This is a genomic window from Acidobacteriota bacterium (assembly GCA_003696075.1).
Classification (GTDB): domain Bacteria; phylum Acidobacteriota; class Polarisedimenticolia; order J045; family J045; genus J045.
In genome coordinates this window covers 1-14,830 of the sequence record RFHH01000074.1, presented here as the reverse complement: position 1 = coordinate 14,830, position 14,830 = coordinate 1, and the positions used below count along the sequence as shown (strand labels likewise).

Sequence of the window (14,830 nt, the reverse complement as noted above, 5' to 3'; positions counted from 1 at the left end):
CTCGCAAGCCCTTCCCCACACGGCGCATCCGCTTCCCCCTTCTCACCCTTCCCCTCCCAGCGGCTGCCGGCGTCGATGCCTCCCGCCTTCCGGGATAGACTCTCCGCCGCACGACCAGCAGGGAGGTGGCCGCGATGGAATACAGACACCTGGGCCGTTCCGGTCTCGAAATCTCCGCTCTCTCGTACGGCGCCTGGGTCACGTTCGGTGTCCAGATCGACGAGGATCTCGCCTACGAGTGCATGACGGCCGCGTTCGACGCGGGGGTCAATTTCTTCGACAACGCGGAGGTCTACGCAGAGGGTCGTGCCGAGACGATCATGGGGCGCGTGCTGCGGCGCGCGGGATGGAACCGCTCCGAGTACCTCGTGTCGACGAAGATTTTCTGGGGCGGTGACAAACCCAACCAGCGGGGGTTGTCGCGCAAGCACATCATGGAAGGGGTCGATGCGGCGCTCCGCCGGCTCGGGCTCGACTACGTCGATCTCGTCTTCTGCCACCGAGCCGACCTTCACACGCCCCTGGAGGAGACGGTCCGCGCGATGAGCGACGTGGTGACCAGCGGGAAGGCGCTTTACTGGGGCACCAGCGAGTGGCCGGCCGCGCGGATCGCCGCCGCCTACGAAATCGCGGCGCGCGAGCACCTCGTCCCGCCGACGATGGAGCAGCCGCAATACAACATGTTCCACCGGGAGCGGGTGGAGAAGGAGTACGTGCCGCTGTACGAGCGCTACGGACTCGGGACCACCACCTGGTCCCCTCTGGCCAGCGGCATCCTCACCGGCAAGTACCTCGACGGGATCCCCGCGGGCAGCCGGATGTCGCTCGAGGGGTACGAGTGGCTGCGCGCGCGGCTGGAGAGCGAGGAGGGCCGGCGCAACCTCGAGAAAGTCCGGCGCCTGAAGCCGATCGCCGAGGAGCTGGGCTGCTCCCTCGCGGTGCTGGCGCTCGCCTGGTGCCTGGTCAATCGGAACGTCAGCACGGTGATCATGGGCGCGTCCCGGCCCGACCAGCTCCGCGAGAACCTGCAAGCGCTCGAGATCGCCCCCCGCCTCACCGCCGACGTGCTGGCCCGGATCGACGAGATCCTCGGCAACCGCCCCGAGCCGGAGCGCGACTGGCGCAAGTAGGCGGCTCCCGGTGGGCGGCGGGATCCGCCACCCACCGGGCCGCGATCCCCGCTTCCTCAGCGGCCGCCGGCGGCGGAGCCGATCCCCGCCTTCTCGAGACCGATCTCCAGCGGGCAGAAGCCGGTGAAGGCGCTCTGCAGGAGATTCGCCCCCACGAAGGCGGTCAGCAGGAAGAAACCGGGGTGGTACCAGTACCCGAGAGCCAGGCTGACCAGCACCATCGTGCCGGCGAAGGCCCGGATGATCCGTTCGCGCGTCATCGTGTCGAGTCTCCTCGGTGCGGCGGGGCCCGCATCTCGCGGCCCGCACCCGCCGGGCGGACCGCCGCGGCGGTGCGCCCGTTCCCAGGGATGCAGGCGGGGGCCGATCGGTCACGGCAGGGCGCCGGGGCCTTCCCCCGGCGGGGCGCTCGGCCGCCGGGTGGACGGCTCCTCCGGGCGCGTCTTCCGCGCCGGAAAGGGTGGCGCCCACTCGACACCGGGCCGGGGCGCGGCGCCCGCGATTCGGCGAAGGCCAGCGCACCTCCCGCCCCGGCCGGCGCGGCCCATCCCCGGCCGGACGCTTCATCGCTCACCGGCGCGGAGGTGCTCTTCCGATGGGAGGTGCTTCCTCGATGGTGCGAAACGCCGCGCAACCCAATGTAGGGCGGACAGTTTGGCCCGATCCCCGGTCATCGATCCGTTCGCGACCGCAACCTCCTTTCATGCCGCGAGTTCGGCGGCCCGACGCACCATTGCGGATGCACCTCACTCCCGGTGGTGCGGAACACCGCGCAACTCACCGCCACCTGGAGACTTCGGGCCGATCTCGCGGCCATCGGGCGATGCGAGACCCCGACCACCGAGCGCTCAGGGGATTGGATGCGAGAGCGCACCCTCGGAGATGCAGCTTCCGACCGTCCGGCGTTCGCGCCTCCCATCCGGGCCTCGGCGCGGCGACCGGGCGCGCGCCGCCACGCTTCTCCGAGGGGAGTCGTTCCGGCAAAGGCGGGCGGGCTGGGCCGCGAAGGACGCGGGGTGCAGCCCCGGCGGTGCGCCTTTTCCATGCAACCTTCTGAGGGCGCGGAGGTTTCGGTGTCGGATCGCCCGCTTTCCGCAAAGGCGGCCGCGAACGGCCGTGCCTTCATCGACTCGGGCGGCGCTGGCGCGCCGTCGGGTGGGCGCCTTGCTTGGGCGCCTTGCTGAGGAGGCCCTCCTTTTTCGCCATCCCGGTTCGCGGTACATTCCGGCCCCACCCCGGGAGGCCTCCCATGAATCCGATCCGCCTTCTCGCGCTCGCGCTCGCCGCGGGTCTCGCCGCGGCGGCGGCCGCCGCGCTCGTACCCCCTCCGACGGCGATCCCCGACCGGCCGGTGATCACCTACGACCCCCCGACCACGCCCCAGACCCTCGAAGCGGCGGGCGCGGGGACGAACGTGCGCGTCAACCAGGACAGCTCGGGACGGGACCAGAACGAAACGACGATCGCGGTCAGCCCGATCGATCCGGGCTACCTGGTCGGCGGCGCGAACGACGCCCGCTCGGGCAGTTGGGGGGCCGGCGTCTACGTCTCGCACGACGGCGGCCGGACCTGGACGGACGGCCTGATGCCGTTCCGCAAGTACCCGAACCAGGGCGATCCGACCGTCGCCTTCTGCGGTGACGGGATCCCCGTGTACGCCTACCTGGACTACGTCGGCGCCTACCAGCCTCACCGGCTGATCAGCGCGCACTCGGTGGACGGCGGCCAGAGCTGGGTCGGCCCCGGCGTCGCCTACCAGGGCACGACGCCCTTCGCGGACAAGCCGTACATCGCCTGCGCCCCGGACGACGGGTCTCCCTATGCCAACCGCGCCTACCTCTCCTGGACCCAGATCGGCTTCGGAACCTCCCCGATCGTGGTCGCGTATTCGTCGGATCACGGGCAGACCTGGAACGGGCGCACTCCCGTCTCGGGGAACGGAGGCGTGCAGGGGTCGATCCCGGTCGCCGGCCGCGACGGCGAGGTCTACGTTTTCTGGCGCGGCAACGGAGTCATCGGGTTCGCGCACTCCCTCGACGGCGGGGCGAACTTCGGCGCTCCGGGCGTCGTCGCCTCGATCACACCGATCCCCGATTCGACCTTCCGCCGCAACTCCTTCCCCACCGCGGCGATCGACACCTCGGGCGGTCCTTACGACGGCACGGTCTACGTCGCCTGGGCCGACAACCGCAACGGAGATCCCGACATTTACTTCACCCGGTCCACCGATGGGGGGAACACGTGGGACCCGCCACGCCGCGTGAACGACGATCCCGTCGGCAATGGGCGGGATCAGTTCTTCCCGTGGATGTCGGTCGACGAGAACGGCTACGTCCACCTGATGTGGCACGACCGTCGCGAGGATCCCGACAACCGCGACTACCACATCCGCATCGCGACCTCGCGCGACGGCGGCGCGACCTTCGACCGGAACCTCCGCGTCACCGATCTCGCCTCCGACGGATCGCTCACCGGGTTTCTCGGCGACTACGCCGCGCTCGCCGCCGGGCATGGCAATCTCTTCCCGTTCTGGTCCGATCTCCGGGCGGGAACCGGCGAGGAGGACGTTTACGTCGAGCGGGAACCGGTGTTCGACTACGACATCGTTTCAGGCGTCGCGTTCCGGCCCGACCGCGTCACCGTCGACTGGGACGACCAGGAGCCCCGCACCGGTTCCGGTGTGGTCTACGACGTGGTGACGGGGATGGTGTCCGACCTGGGCAGCGCCGACGCCGCCCAGCGGGCCTCCTGCCGCTACGAGGACCTGCCGTCCCCGCCGGCCGAGCTGCCCGACCTGCCGCCCGCCGGCGACGCCCTGTACGTGCTGATCCGCGCCCAGGGTCCGCGTGGAGACGGCAGCTTCGGCAGCGGCACCGACCATCCGGATCCCCGCGATCCGTTCGACGACACGCCGGCCTGCCTGTGAGCCCTGCCGGAAGCAGGCCGGACCAGGACAGACGCCGGAGCCTCCGGCACCGCGCAGCCGTGCTCGGCGCCGTCGCCGCCGCCGGACTCGCGGTCGATCAGGCGGCCAAGGTGGCGGCGGCCCACTGGCTCGCCGGTCGCCCTCCCGTCGAGTTCCTGTTCGGTGCGGTGCGGTTCGAGTTCGTCCTGAACAAGGGCGCCTTCCTCAGCTTCGGCGCCTCCCTTCCCCCCACGGTCCGGTTCGCCCTGTTCGTCGGGCTGGTCTCGGCCTTCGTGGTGGGCGCCGCGGGCTACGCGCTCGCGGCCCCACGCCTGAGGCCCGCCGAGCTGGCCGCCCTCTCGCTGATCGTCACCGGCGGCCTCGGCAACCTGATCGACCGGCTCCTGCTTCCGGGAGTGCGCGACTTCGTGAGCATCGGTATCGGCCCGCTCCGGACGGGCATCTTCAACGTCGCCGACCTTCTCCTCGTGGCCGGGGTCTTTCTCCTGGTCCCGAGCCTGGCTCCCCGTGCCGGGGGGCGCGACGGCCCCTGACCCGAATGGAGCGGAGCGTCTTGCCGGCACCTTCCCGGATGGGACAATGGATCCGACGGGAGGGTCCCGCCCTCGAGGAGCTGCCATGAGCCGCCAGCATCCGCGCCGCGCGCGCCACCCCGAATCGCTGATGATGGGGTACGGCTACGTCCCCGAGTGGTCGGAGGGGGCGATCAAGCCGCCCCTTTTCCTCACCTCGACCTTCGTTTTCAAGACCGCCGAGGAGGGGGAAGCGTACTTCCGCCAGGCCTACGGGCTCGATCCGGAGACGCCGGATCAGCCGATGGGGCTGATCTACAGCCGCCTGAACAACCCGGTTCTCGAGATCCTCGAGGACCGTCTCCGCGTGTGGGAGGAGGCCGAGGGCGCGCTCAGCTTCGCCTCGGGGATGGCGGCGATCTCCACCGCCATCCTGGCGCTGTGCCGGCCCGGGGACCAGATCGTCTACACCATCCCCGTTTACGGCGGGACCGACTACTTCTTCCGCCATATCGCGCCCGCCTACGAGCTCGAGGCGATTCCGGTGGAGGCCGGTCCCGGCTTCGCGGAGCGCGTGTCGGCTTTGAAGCTGGAGCGCCCCCGCTTCCTGTTCGTCGAGACGCCGGCGAATCCGACCACCACGATGACCGATATCGCCGAGGCGGCGGAGCTGGCGCGCACCCTCCGCCGGCCCGCTCCGGACGGCGGCGACATGCCGGATGCCGGCGCCTGCTTGCTCGCCGTGGACAACACGTTCCTCGGCCCGGTGTGGCAGCAGCCGATTCTCCTGGGTGCCGATCTTTCGCTCTATTCGGCGACGAAGTTCATCGGGGGCCACTCCGACCTGATCGCCGGCGCCGTGCTGGGCCGCCGCGACCTCATCGAGCGCATTCGGGTCTTCCGAACGATCATGGGCTCGATGAGCGAGCCCTTCTCGGCGTGGCTGATGCTCCGCTCGCTCGAAACCCTCCGAATCCGGATGGAAGCCCAGCAGCGCAACGCGATCGCGCTCGCCCGCTTCCTCGCGGGACATCCGGCGGTGGCGCGGGTGCACTATCCCGGCCTTCTCGACGAGTCGAGCCAAGAGGGCCGGATCTACCAGCGCCAGTGCCGGGGCCCGGGCTCGCTGATCGCCTTCGAGATGAAGAAGGGAGAGGACAAGGCCGCCGCCTTCCGGGTCCTGAACCGTCTCGGACTCGCCCACCTGGCGGTCAGTCTGGGCGGCACGGAGACGCTGGCCGAGCACCCGGCGACGATGACCCACGCCGACGTTCCCCCCGAAGAGCAGCGCCGGGCGGGGATCACCCCGGGGATGATCCGCGTTTCCTGCGGTGTCGAGCACATCGACGACCTCATCGCGGACTTCCGCCAGGCCCTCGACCCGGAGATCTGAGCGCCGGTTCCGGGTGCCTTTTGCGCGCGGCGGCCTTCTCGGCGTCGCGGGCGAGGCGGGTCAGCAACCGGTCGAACCGATCCGCGAACTTGCGCCGGTCCCTGGGACCGTAGGCCGGCGGGCCGCCCACCGCCGCCCCGCTCGCGCGAAGCTCCTCGTGCAGGTCCCGCAGCGCCAACCGGTCACCGGCGTTCGCGTCCGTGATCGGCTCGCCGCGAGGCGTGAGCACGAACACCCCCCGCTGCACCAGCTCGGCGGCCAGCGGAATGTCCGCCGTCACCGCCACGTCACCCTGCCGGCAACCCCCGGCGATCCGCCGGTCCGCCGCGTCGAAACCGTCTCCGACGCGGATCGCCGTGACGTGCGGCCGATCCGCTCCGTGGAGCGGGCGGTTGGCGACGAGGACGAGCGACACGCGGCCCCGCTCGACGGCCCGCCGCAGGATCTCCCGCACCGGTCTCGGACAGGCGTCCGCGTCGACCCACACCCGCCGCCTCGAGGGCTGGGCCGCGCTCACCAGCGGCTCCGCCGCGCCTTCCCGGCGCCGCGCGACCGGCTTCCCCTTGGCCGGGAGCGAAGGGCGGGACCCGACCGGTCCCGACCCGGGCCAGCCCCTTCGGTGCGAAGGCGAGGGATCGGCGTCCCGAGCCGGCGTTCGACGCGGGCCACCATCTCGCTGTCATCCCTCGTCGCGAGCGTGTAGGCCTTGCCGTCGCAGCCGCTCCTGCCCGTGCGGCCGATCCGGTGCGTGTAGGCCTCGGGCGTGCCCGGCATGTCGAAGTTGATCACGTGGGAAACGCCCGGAACGTCGATGCCGCGGGCGGCGATGTCGGTGGCCACGAGGATTTCGTAGGTGCGGTCCCGGAAGCCCCGCATCGCGCGCCCGCGCGCGCTCTGACTCATGTTCCCCTGGAGCGCCACCGCACGTCGCCCGGCCTCGGAGAGCTGGTGGGCGAGGCGACGGGCGCGGTGTTTCGTGCGGGTGAAGACGATGGCCGATGCGAAACCGGGCTCGGCGAGCAGCCGATCCAGAGCGGTCCGCTTGGCCCGTTCCTCGACGGGCACGATCGCGTGCTCGATCGTTTCCAGGCGGCCGCCCCGCGTGAGGTCGACGACGAGAGGCCCGCGAAGCATCCGGTCGGCGAGCGCGCGGATCTCCCGGGGCATCGTGGCGGAGAAGAGGAGGTTCTGGCGCCGAGCCGGGAGGGCGGCGAGGATTCGCCGCACGTCGGGCAGGAAACCCATGTCGAACATGTGATCCGCCTCGTCCAGAACGAGCGTTTCGATCCGCTCGAGACGGACGAGCCGCCGCCCCAGCAGGTCGAGCAGACGGCCGGGACAGGCCACGACGACATCCGGCTGGCCGCGGAGCGCGGCGATCTGGGGCCGCTCCGGGACGCCGCCGAAAACGGTCGCCGTCCGGAGCCCGGTTCCCCGGGCCAGTGTTCGGAACTCGCCGGCGATCTGAGCGGCGAGTTCGCGCGTCGGGGCGAGGACGAGCGCGCGCGGCCCCGGTGCCCGCCGCTCCGTCAACCGGTCCAGGATCGGCAGCGCGAAGGCGGCGGTCTTTCCGGTGCCGGTGCGGGCGAGCCCGAGAACGTCGCGGCCGCGAAGCACGGCGGGAATGGTTCGTTCCTGGATCGGACGCGGCGCGCGGTATCCGGCGTCCGCGACGGCACGGAGCACGGCCGGGCCGAGGCCGAGGCGGGCGAAACCGGCCTTCGGGACCGGCGATGCGGGGGATCGGGACACTTTTCCTCTTTCCGGCGGCCGAGCGCGGGACGCGCCCGCGCGGCGAGGCCGCCTGGGTTCCCGGCCGGGCAACAGTCCTTGGCGAGGGTCGTGGGTCGGACGGCGCGATCCGTTTTCCGGATCCTGTTGGGCGCCGGCAGCCGGCTCACGGGGCCGGCCGATCGACCCACGCTAACAGCGGCGCCTCGGCGGCGCCACCGCCGGCCCTCCCAGGGGCGCAACCGGAGGACCACCCGCAGCCGCCTTCACCGTCCGCGAGGGATCCGCAGCGTCTAACCTCCAATTCGTGGGAGCGGCGAACCTGCCATCGGATCGCGACGCACCGGGAGCGGGGCCCCGCCATCCGCGCCGGAGGGTCCCGATCCTGGTGTCGGCGGCGCTTCTGGGCTGGCTCGCGGGACAGCCTCCCGCGAAGAGCTGCGCCGACTGCAAATTCACGATCGGCGATCCCGACCACCCCGAATTCGGCTACATGATCTGCTTCGACAATCCGGAACTCCCAACGGGATACCTCTACTGCCTGACGGTCGGAGACCGGACCTGCTTCTTTTTCGGCCGATGCGGTTCGATCGTCGCCCGCGAGCCGGCCCTAGCGGTCGAGATGACCTTCTACGAACTGGGCGGGGGCGATCTCCGCCCGCCCGGCGGCGTCATCGAAGCCGAAGACGTCGCCTCGATCGCAACGGCGATCGCCCACGCGGCCGGCACCGTTCCGGCCGACGTGCGCCTCGGGGGACACGCTTTTCTCGCGGGTCCCGCGCGTATGCCGGCGGACCGGTCCGGCGCGCTCGTGGCCCGCGGCGCGGGCGTGCTGATCGGCGCCGCCGCCGAGCCGGGGGGCGCCGCGTCGGTCGTCCTGTGCACCTACTCTCTCGGGAGCCCTCCCCGCCGGGCGGCGGAGGCCCTCCTCGATCCCGGGAGGACGCTGATCGCACCGCTCCCCGTGGCGGAGGGCCGCTGGGTGGTCGCGGTCCGTGCTTACACCTCGGAAGCGGCAGAGCTCGCCGGCGGTTGGGCGGACCGGCAGGAACGGTTCGCTCTCGACGTGAGGCAAAATCGGAGGGGTCCTCCGCTGGAACTTCGCGTGGCGGAAGCGCCGGGGGGGTGCGAGCCGTGAGCGGGGAGGATGCGCTGCGGCCCGCGCGGCGCCGGCCGGGAACCGGCCGCTGCCTCGGCATCCTCACAGGGATCCTGGCCGCACTGTGCGGAGTGCGCCCCGCGCTCCCCTGCATCCGCTGCGCCGGCCCGTTCTGCAAGGTGGACCCCGTCGCGGGATCGCTCTACTGCAGGACGCTGCCCTCCGGGCGGTGCGTCGACTGGTACCCGTGCGGCGAGGTGCCGCGCCCCTTGCCGCCTCCTCCCGTCGCACTCCTCGCCGAGATCCTCCTGTTCGCCGTCCCGAGCGGGACGGCGGGAGCTTTTCCGGCGGTCGCGGACGGCGGCGACGCGGCTGCGCTCCGGGAAGCGGTGGCGGCGTCGGCCCGCTGCACTCCCGCGGCGGTCGATCTGCGGGCGGCGCTCGTCATCGCCGGCGCCGGGAAGATCGACGCGCCGCGGGAGCGTGCTGTCGGCAGCAGCGGGTCCGGTTTCCTGATCGCGGCACGTGACGCGGGCGGCTCCGCATCGCTCGTGCGAGTGTGCTCGTTCCGGAGCCCAGCCGGTCCCCTGGAGGCAGGAGATCCCATCGTCCTGCCGCCCGACCGCGCCCTCCTCGCACCCGCGGTCGCCGGCGGCCGCCCGGTGGTGCTGGCGATCCGCATGCGGAGGATGCCGCTCGATAGACTCGATCGCGAGGGAACGGCGGCCCAGCGGGCGTTCTGGAGGGATTTCGAACGCAACCGCAAGGGAACGCCGATTCCGCTGACCGAGACGGCGGCTCCGGCCGGATGCCCGGTTCCCGACTTCGTCGCTACGAGCCGCTTCCCCGCCGGGCGCGGGGAGCGTACCCTTCCCTCGGGCTCCGCCCAGGTGGGGGGCTCGCCATGGTGACGGCGCGGCTCGCGCTGACAACGGGCGCCGTGGGCATCGGCGCCCTCGCGGTCTGCGCCGGCTTGCCGGTCACGGCCGGGATGGGCTGCCAGATCGACGCGCGCGGCGCCGCCTGCTTCGTCCTCCGGGAGCCGGGTGCGGCGGGAGCCTGCCGGACGCCGCGGCGCGATGCCTGCGAACTCATCGTCCGGAGCGATCCGGGAGGACTTCCCGTCCCTTCGCTCGATCTCGTGACCGTTTCGCTCGACCCGCCCGGCTCCGCGGGACGGGGCGCGGCGTTCCATCTTCTCGCCGACCATCTGGAGGGGCGGCCCGAAGCGGCCAGGGTGCTGGACGGCGTCGGCATCGTCGTCGGCCTGCGCCGAACGGATCGGGGAGCCCGCGTGCGGGTTTGCCTGTTCGCACCCGGGGAGACGACCTTTTTCGAGAGCGAGGCCTTCGAGATGCGACCCGGGCAAGCCCGCGTCCGGACGATCCTCGCCGGCGGCGTGCCGCGGCGTCTCGCCGTGCGGTACCAGCCGGTGCAGCCGGAGAACCTCGCGCGAACCCCCGCCGGGCTCGCTCTCCTTCTCGAAACGGGAGCGCAAGGCGGAGGAGGCTCCCATGACCTCGTCTTCGACACGGAGGAGCGGCGCGCGCCGGCCGCGTGCCCGCCCTAGCCGCCGCGCGCGCCGGCGAAGATGCCTCGGGACATCGCTCCTGGCGCTCCTGCTGCTCGGCGGGACGACGCCGGCGTTCGAAGAAGCGCCCGCAGCCCCGGGGGAACTGGTCGTGTTCGTCTCGCTCAGGGACTCCGGCGGCGGCATGCACCCACTCCAGGCGGTGCCCGTGATCCTGGAGAGCCGCCCCCCGGGACGCTTGGCCGCGGAAAGGCGCACCGACGGCGCCGGTGCAGCGCGGTTCGGGCGCGTTCTCCCGGGAGAGTACCGGCTGGAGATCCGCGTTCCTGGTTGCCCCGAGCCGGAGCGCCGCGAAATCACCGTCGGAGCGCCGCCGGTCCCCGTGCGGATCGTCCTCGGGCCGTTCGGCGAACTCCGGGTGCGCGTGTTCGATTCCGAACGCAACCCCGTGCCCGGCGCGATCGTGCGGGTGGAGGGCGACGCGACCGTGCGGGCCGAGCGCACCGGGGAATGGGGCCGCGCCCGCTTCGCCTGCCTGCCGCCCGCGGTTCCTCTGTCCGTGACCGTCGCCCTCCCCGGGGTGGCGCCCGCCCGCGCCGGCCCGGTTCGGATCGAAGCGGGCGGCGCGCGCACCGTGACCGTGCGCTTTCCCCCCGAGCGCGGGTTCACCGTGCTTCCCGCGCTGCTCCGCCGGCCCTTCCGCCCCCACGCCGGCCGGGTCCACGGGCCGGCCCGCGGCGCCGGCCGCTCGCGCCGCGAGCGCCATAGAGCTCCGTGCCGGGGAACAGCCGCCCGGCGCGCTTTTCCGGAGTCCCCCCGAGGCCCACTCCATCGGCCTTCTCCCTTCGGTCCGGCGCACCCGCCTGCCCGGGAACCGGCGGCGAAAGATCCGGCGAAAGCGATGCGCGGGGTCACGGAACTCGCCGCGCGCGCCTTCCAGCGCTGCTGAGCACGGCCTGCCGGCTCCGGCCGTCAGCGGCTCGTGCGCCCGCCTCCGCCGATCGCCCTCGCGGCCAGCCCGAACAGAAACCCACCGCCGAACCCGGCGGCGGCGAAGATCGCCGGCATCCCGACCAGCGCCCCGAACGCGAGAACCGTGCCGCGGTTGAAACCGACCGTGGCGAGATCGACGGCGCAGCCGCCGACCGAGTAGAGGATGCCGCAGGCGAGGCCGAGGTAGGCCATCCAGCGGGCGCCGGTGACGGCCGGCCGCATCGGGTTCATCGAGGCATCCCCTTCCTCCGGCGGCCGGGCCTTCGAGCCATCCGGCCGCGAGGAGCCTGTCCGGCGAAAACATCCGCCGTGCGCGCCATCCATCTCGCGGTCACCGGCGGTCTCCGCACGTCCGCGAGCGACCGCTTCCGCACGACCCCTTCCCTCGCCGCGGACCGCGCCTTCGCAAGAGAATGTCCCGGGGCCGTGCCGATCGCCACGGCCGCGAGCGCGGAGAAACGAGCGCCCGCCCCGAGGCCGGCTCGCCCAGCCGCTGGCGCGCCCAGGAGAGCGCGTGGCCGCCGGCAACCGAGGGAACGAGAGATGCTCCCTCGATGGTGCGAATCGCCGCGCAACCCGATGAGGAACGAACACCTCGGCCCGATCCCCGGCATCGGTCCCTTCGACATCGGATCCTCCGATCCTCCAACGTGCTCGGCGGAACGACGCACCATTGGGGATGCATTTCGGAACGAATGCGCGGGGTTGCCGGAGGATCGTCCTTCGCCTCGATCCGCGCCCGGGCGAGAACCGGCCGATTCGATCTGTCCCGCGCGCTTCGCGGCGCCGGCCGGCCGGAAGCTCTGCGTGGATCCGCGGAGCCGGCCGGACCGCACGTCACTCCCGGCCGGCACCGACCCTGGCCTCCGCCCTTCGGAACGAAGATCGGCGTCCCTGTCACTCGCTACCGAGCGGGTCGATCGAGGCGGTCTCGACCATCAGCATCACGGTCCGTTCGGGGGCGCGCGGCCGGTGCCTCGTCCCCTTCGGGATGGTCACCCCCTGCTGCGGGCCCAACTCGATGGTCCGGTCCTCGAGGTCGATGAACAGCCGCCCGCTCAGCACGAAGAAGAACTCGTCGTCTTCCTCGTGCCGGTGCCAGTGGTACACCCCCCGAACGACGCCCAGCCGCACGACCGAGTCGTTCACCCTCGTCAGTGTCTGGTTGAACCAGTCACCGGCACTCTCGGCGGCGATGGCGGGAACGTCGATCCGTTCCAGCGGTGCGCACTTGATATCCATCCGGTGTTCGTAGCGGCGCTCGTTGCCCATCGTCGCTCCCCCTTCGGGCGTGCCGCGGCGGGGCCTTCGGCCGTGCCGGCGCGGACGCCCTCCTCCTCCCGCGGCCCAGACTAACAGACGTCCCAAGGCAAGGGCCCTCGCTCCGCGGGCGGACCACCGCGAGCGGGGACCATCGGTGACCGAAGCGGGAGCGCGACCGTCCTGGCGCGGCTACGGGAGGCAAGCCGCCGCTACGTCTGCCACCTGCCGCCACCGCCTCCGGCGGGTCGGCGTTGGAGCCGGCGTGTTGCCCACACGGCGAGCACGATCCCGATCGCCGCGAAGAGACCGGACAGCAGCGTCCCCGGCGCCTTCCATCGCGGTGCGGGCAGGAGGCCGGCCGCGAGCTGGACGATTCCACCAGCGACGAGCACCGCAACCAGGATTCCCGCGAACAGGGCCACGAAGCCGAAGGAGGCTTTCGGCGGCGCCCACACAACGAAGTCCGCCGCCCGCGACCGCACCGGCCGGCGCAGGAAGCGGCCGATCGGTTCCCAGCGCTCGGCGAGGCCGACGATCCCCCATCCGGCCACGATCCCCACCAGCAAGAACGCATACATCCACAGGCCGAAGAGGAACAGCCGCAACGCCGAGTCACGCACGAACCAGGCTTCGAATGGGAACCCCAGGAAGATCGGTCCCACGATCACCACATCCATCCAGAGGCTGCGCAGAACGTCACCCCGGCACGGACTGGAGTTGGCTTCCGGTGTCATGACTGCCTCTTCCCTCCTCGGACCCGATCGGACCGCCCCGACCGGTTGTCCCGCTCAAGCCCAATGTTACCACCTCAGTCAAACGTCTCGCGGCATTCTTCTTTGCAATCGTGCCAGGCGCCCCGGCAGTTGACGGAACATCCCCATCGAAAAAAACCACCGACGAGACTGGCGCCGACGGTGCAGCAACGCGCCGCTGCGGCCACTCCCACCTCCGTTGCGGCGCATCCGATCGATGCACCAAGGCACCCGACGGCCGATGCCTTCAGCACCAGAGAATCGCACTCCGCCGAGCATACATCACGCCGGTCGTCGCAGCAACTGGTGCAGTGCGAGAAGTCAGACGTCTGCTCCGAGCACGGCTGCTCATCTGAGAGGACGCGCTGCGCGGTCCAGGCCTGAAAGACATCACGGTCGCCAGTCAATAGCGTGTACTCGATCACCTCACGGTGAAGCGCGAAGAGCTCCTTGTCAGGAGTCAGGCCGATCCTATCCAACAAAGCGACTTTCCAGCGTGAAAGGTCGGCTCGTGACACAGCGTCGCGGGCCAGAAAAACGCGACCCAAGATGGGCTGGCCCATCAACCGCCCGTAGCGGACAACGGCCAAGAGCCTCTCTGGTATTCCTCTTGGCGCGAACCACGCACTGATCGCGACCCAGTCCCGGTTATCGAGAAGATCAGGACGTTGAGCGGCACACGACTCGAAGTCACATCTATCGCCGCTCGTGCATGCGTCAACGACCCGCATCCAGTTGTGTCGATTGTCGGCCAGCGGAAGCGTCACGAACACCGCGATATCAGCTAGTGTCGTCGGATCGATGCGATACACGGACCCAAGAGCAGGAGGAAGCTGACGCACTGGCGACGACAGCGGCATCCCGCCCGGGCCAACCACGGTACCGGGTTCCGCGGAATCCGCCGCTACCGCCAGCGGCCTTGCGAGAGAAGAGACCAGAAGCACAACTACACCAAGTTTGACCAATTTTGAGACAGCGATCCTATTCACTAACATGGATCCCACCCTCCTACCGGTCACGCCAACGCCGCTAACCTGCGGATTCTGGGCTGTTGCTACGCCGGCAATCGGGTCATCGCAACAGGTTCCGAATTTTTGGATCCGAGGACTCGGATCACCGCGCGACAGATTTCTGGAAACCCTAAGGCAACGAAGATGGGCGTCGCGGAAGACTCGCTCCTCCGCACCCCCAACGGGTTCCGAGCACGCACCGCGAGGCCTAGCCGAATGGCTCCGGCTGTGCCCGGATGTAAAGGTGCCGAGCGACACCCTCCCTCCTCGCCCGGGCGGCCGTCAAGCCAGCGCGCCCATACGCGAGGCGGAGCAGAGATGCGCGGCGCGCGGAACGTCTCGCGTCCTGGAGGAGCATCGGGTGGCGGGCGGAGCTCCGGCGATAGGGGCGACGGTGGCGCTGGGGGCCGGTGGTCGGTCGCGGCGTCTGAGGTGCTTCCTTCGCGGTGCGTTTTCGGCGCCGGGCCTGCGTTGGCACGGTTCCTGACCG

At 71.2% G+C, this 14,830-nt stretch carries 14 protein-coding genes; 8 read left to right on the top strand and 6 right to left on the bottom strand.

From position 1 onward, the window contains the following. Positions 1–134: 134 nt before the first annotated feature. Positions 135–1,130 carry a voltage-dependent potassium channel subunit beta gene (locus D6718_04770; protein RMG46846.1) on the top strand — a complete coding sequence of 332 codons (996 nt, stop codon included), beginning with the start codon at positions 135–137 and terminating at the stop codon, positions 1,128–1,130. A gap of 56 nt (positions 1,131–1,186) precedes the next feature. Here the strand turns inward: D6718_04770 and D6718_04765 are convergent, their stop codons facing one another. Continuing rightward, positions 1,187–1,390 (bottom strand): DUF2892 domain-containing protein, encoded by a 204-nt coding sequence (locus D6718_04765; protein ID RMG46845.1) that lies wholly within the window; start codon positions 1,388–1,390, stop codon positions 1,187–1,189. 989 nt (positions 1,391–2,379) lie between these two features. Between D6718_04765 and D6718_04760 the strand changes: the two genes are divergently transcribed. The 3 genes from D6718_04760 (at position 2,380) to D6718_04750 (ending at position 5,961) form a co-directional block, all read left to right on the top strand. Then, positions 2,380–4,056, top strand: coding sequence for an exo-alpha-sialidase (locus D6718_04760; protein RMG46844.1), 1,677 nt, complete (start codon positions 2,380–2,382; stop codon positions 4,054–4,056). Next, complete coding sequence (locus D6718_04755) at positions 2,862–4,589, top strand: signal peptidase II (GenBank protein ID RMG46874.1); 1,728 nt, start codon at positions 2,862–2,864, stop codon at positions 4,587–4,589. Before D6718_04760 ends, D6718_04755 begins: the two co-directional genes overlap by 1,195 nt. A gap of 85 nt (positions 4,590–4,674) precedes the next feature. Beyond that, positions 4,675–5,961: an aminotransferase class I/II-fold pyridoxal phosphate-dependent enzyme gene (locus D6718_04750; protein RMG46843.1), complete on the top strand. Its 1,287-nt coding sequence runs from the start codon at positions 4,675–4,677 to the stop codon at positions 5,959–5,961. Here the strand turns inward: D6718_04750 and D6718_04745 are convergent. Next, complete coding sequence (locus D6718_04745; protein RMG46842.1) at positions 5,921–6,478, bottom strand: YaiI/YqxD family protein; 558 nt, start codon at positions 6,476–6,478, stop codon at positions 5,921–5,923. The genes D6718_04750 and D6718_04745 overlap by 41 nt on opposite strands. Beyond that, positions 6,475–7,875 (bottom strand): DEAD/DEAH box helicase, encoded by a 1,401-nt coding sequence (locus tag D6718_04740; protein ID RMG46841.1) that lies wholly within the window; start codon positions 7,873–7,875, stop codon positions 6,475–6,477. Before D6718_04740 ends, D6718_04745 begins: the two co-directional genes overlap by 4 nt. 205 nt (positions 7,876–8,080) lie before the next feature. Between D6718_04740 and D6718_04735 the strand changes: the two genes are divergently transcribed. The 4 genes from D6718_04735 to D6718_04720 are packed head-to-tail and all read left to right on the top strand — an operon-like array spanning position 8,081 to position 11,271. Next, a complete protein-coding gene (locus D6718_04735; GenBank protein RMG46840.1) occupies positions 8,081–8,830 on the top strand; it encodes a hypothetical protein in 750 nt (249 codons plus the stop codon). Next, positions 8,818–9,702, top strand: coding sequence for a hypothetical protein (locus D6718_04730; protein RMG46839.1), 885 nt, complete (start codon positions 8,818–8,820; stop codon positions 9,700–9,702). Before D6718_04735 ends, D6718_04730 begins: the two co-directional genes overlap by 13 nt. Further along, positions 9,696–10,361, top strand: a complete 666-nt coding sequence (locus D6718_04725; GenBank protein RMG46838.1) for a hypothetical protein — start codon at positions 9,696–9,698, stop codon at positions 10,359–10,361. The genes D6718_04730 and D6718_04725 overlap by 7 nt, the downstream gene beginning before the upstream one ends. Then, complete coding sequence (locus tag D6718_04720) at positions 10,306–11,271, top strand: carboxypeptidase regulatory-like domain-containing protein (protein ID RMG46837.1); 966 nt, start codon at positions 10,306–10,308, stop codon at positions 11,269–11,271. The genes D6718_04725 and D6718_04720 overlap by 56 nt, the downstream gene beginning before the upstream one ends. Positions 11,272–11,294: 23 nt before the next feature. Here D6718_04720 and D6718_04715 read toward each other — a convergent pair whose 3' ends face one another. From D6718_04715 to D6718_04705, 3 genes are all read right to left on the bottom strand, one after another. Beyond that, complete coding sequence (locus tag D6718_04715) at positions 11,295–11,546, bottom strand: hypothetical protein (GenBank protein RMG46836.1); 252 nt, start codon at positions 11,544–11,546, stop codon at positions 11,295–11,297. A 666-nt stretch (positions 11,547–12,212) separates the two neighbouring features. Further along, positions 12,213–12,587 carry a cupin domain-containing protein gene (locus D6718_04710; GenBank protein RMG46835.1) on the bottom strand — a complete coding sequence of 125 codons (375 nt, stop codon included), beginning with the start codon at positions 12,585–12,587 and terminating at the stop codon, positions 12,213–12,215. Between the two features lie 200 nt (positions 12,588–12,787). Continuing rightward, the gene (locus tag D6718_04705) at positions 12,788–13,312 is read right to left on the bottom strand and encodes a hypothetical protein (protein ID RMG46834.1); all 525 of its coding nucleotides are present in this window, start codon (positions 13,310–13,312) and stop codon (positions 12,788–12,790) included. Between the last annotated feature and the right edge of the window lie 1,518 nt (positions 13,313–14,830).

Bases quoted from the DNA above. Each gene is read 5' to 3' on its own strand.
- D6718_04770 (RMG46846.1), top strand. From the start codon at position 135: ATGGAATACAGACACCTGGGCCGTTCCGGTCTCGAAATCTCCGCTCTC.
- D6718_04765 (RMG46845.1), bottom strand. From the start codon at position 1,390: ATGACGCGCGAACGGATCATCCGGGCCTTCGCCGGCACGATGGTGCTG.
- D6718_04760 (RMG46844.1), top strand. From the start codon at position 2,380: ATGAATCCGATCCGCCTTCTCGCGCTCGCGCTCGCCGCGGGTCTCGCC.
- D6718_04750 (RMG46843.1), top strand. From the start codon at position 4,675: ATGAGCCGCCAGCATCCGCGCCGCGCGCGCCACCCCGAATCGCTGATG.
- D6718_04725 (RMG46838.1), top strand. From the start codon at position 9,696: ATGGTGACGGCGCGGCTCGCGCTGACAACGGGCGCCGTGGGCATCGGC.
- D6718_04720 (RMG46837.1), top strand. From the start codon at position 10,306: ATGACCTCGTCTTCGACACGGAGGAGCGGCGCGCGCCGGCCGCGTGCC.
- D6718_04715 (RMG46836.1), bottom strand. From the start codon at position 11,546: ATGAACCCGATGCGGCCGGCCGTCACCGGCGCCCGCTGGATGGCCTAC.
- D6718_04710 (RMG46835.1), bottom strand. From the start codon at position 12,587: ATGGGCAACGAGCGCCGCTACGAACACCGGATGGATATCAAGTGCGCA.
- D6718_04705 (RMG46834.1), bottom strand. From the start codon at position 13,312: ATGACACCGGAAGCCAACTCCAGTCCGTGCCGGGGTGACGTTCTGCGC.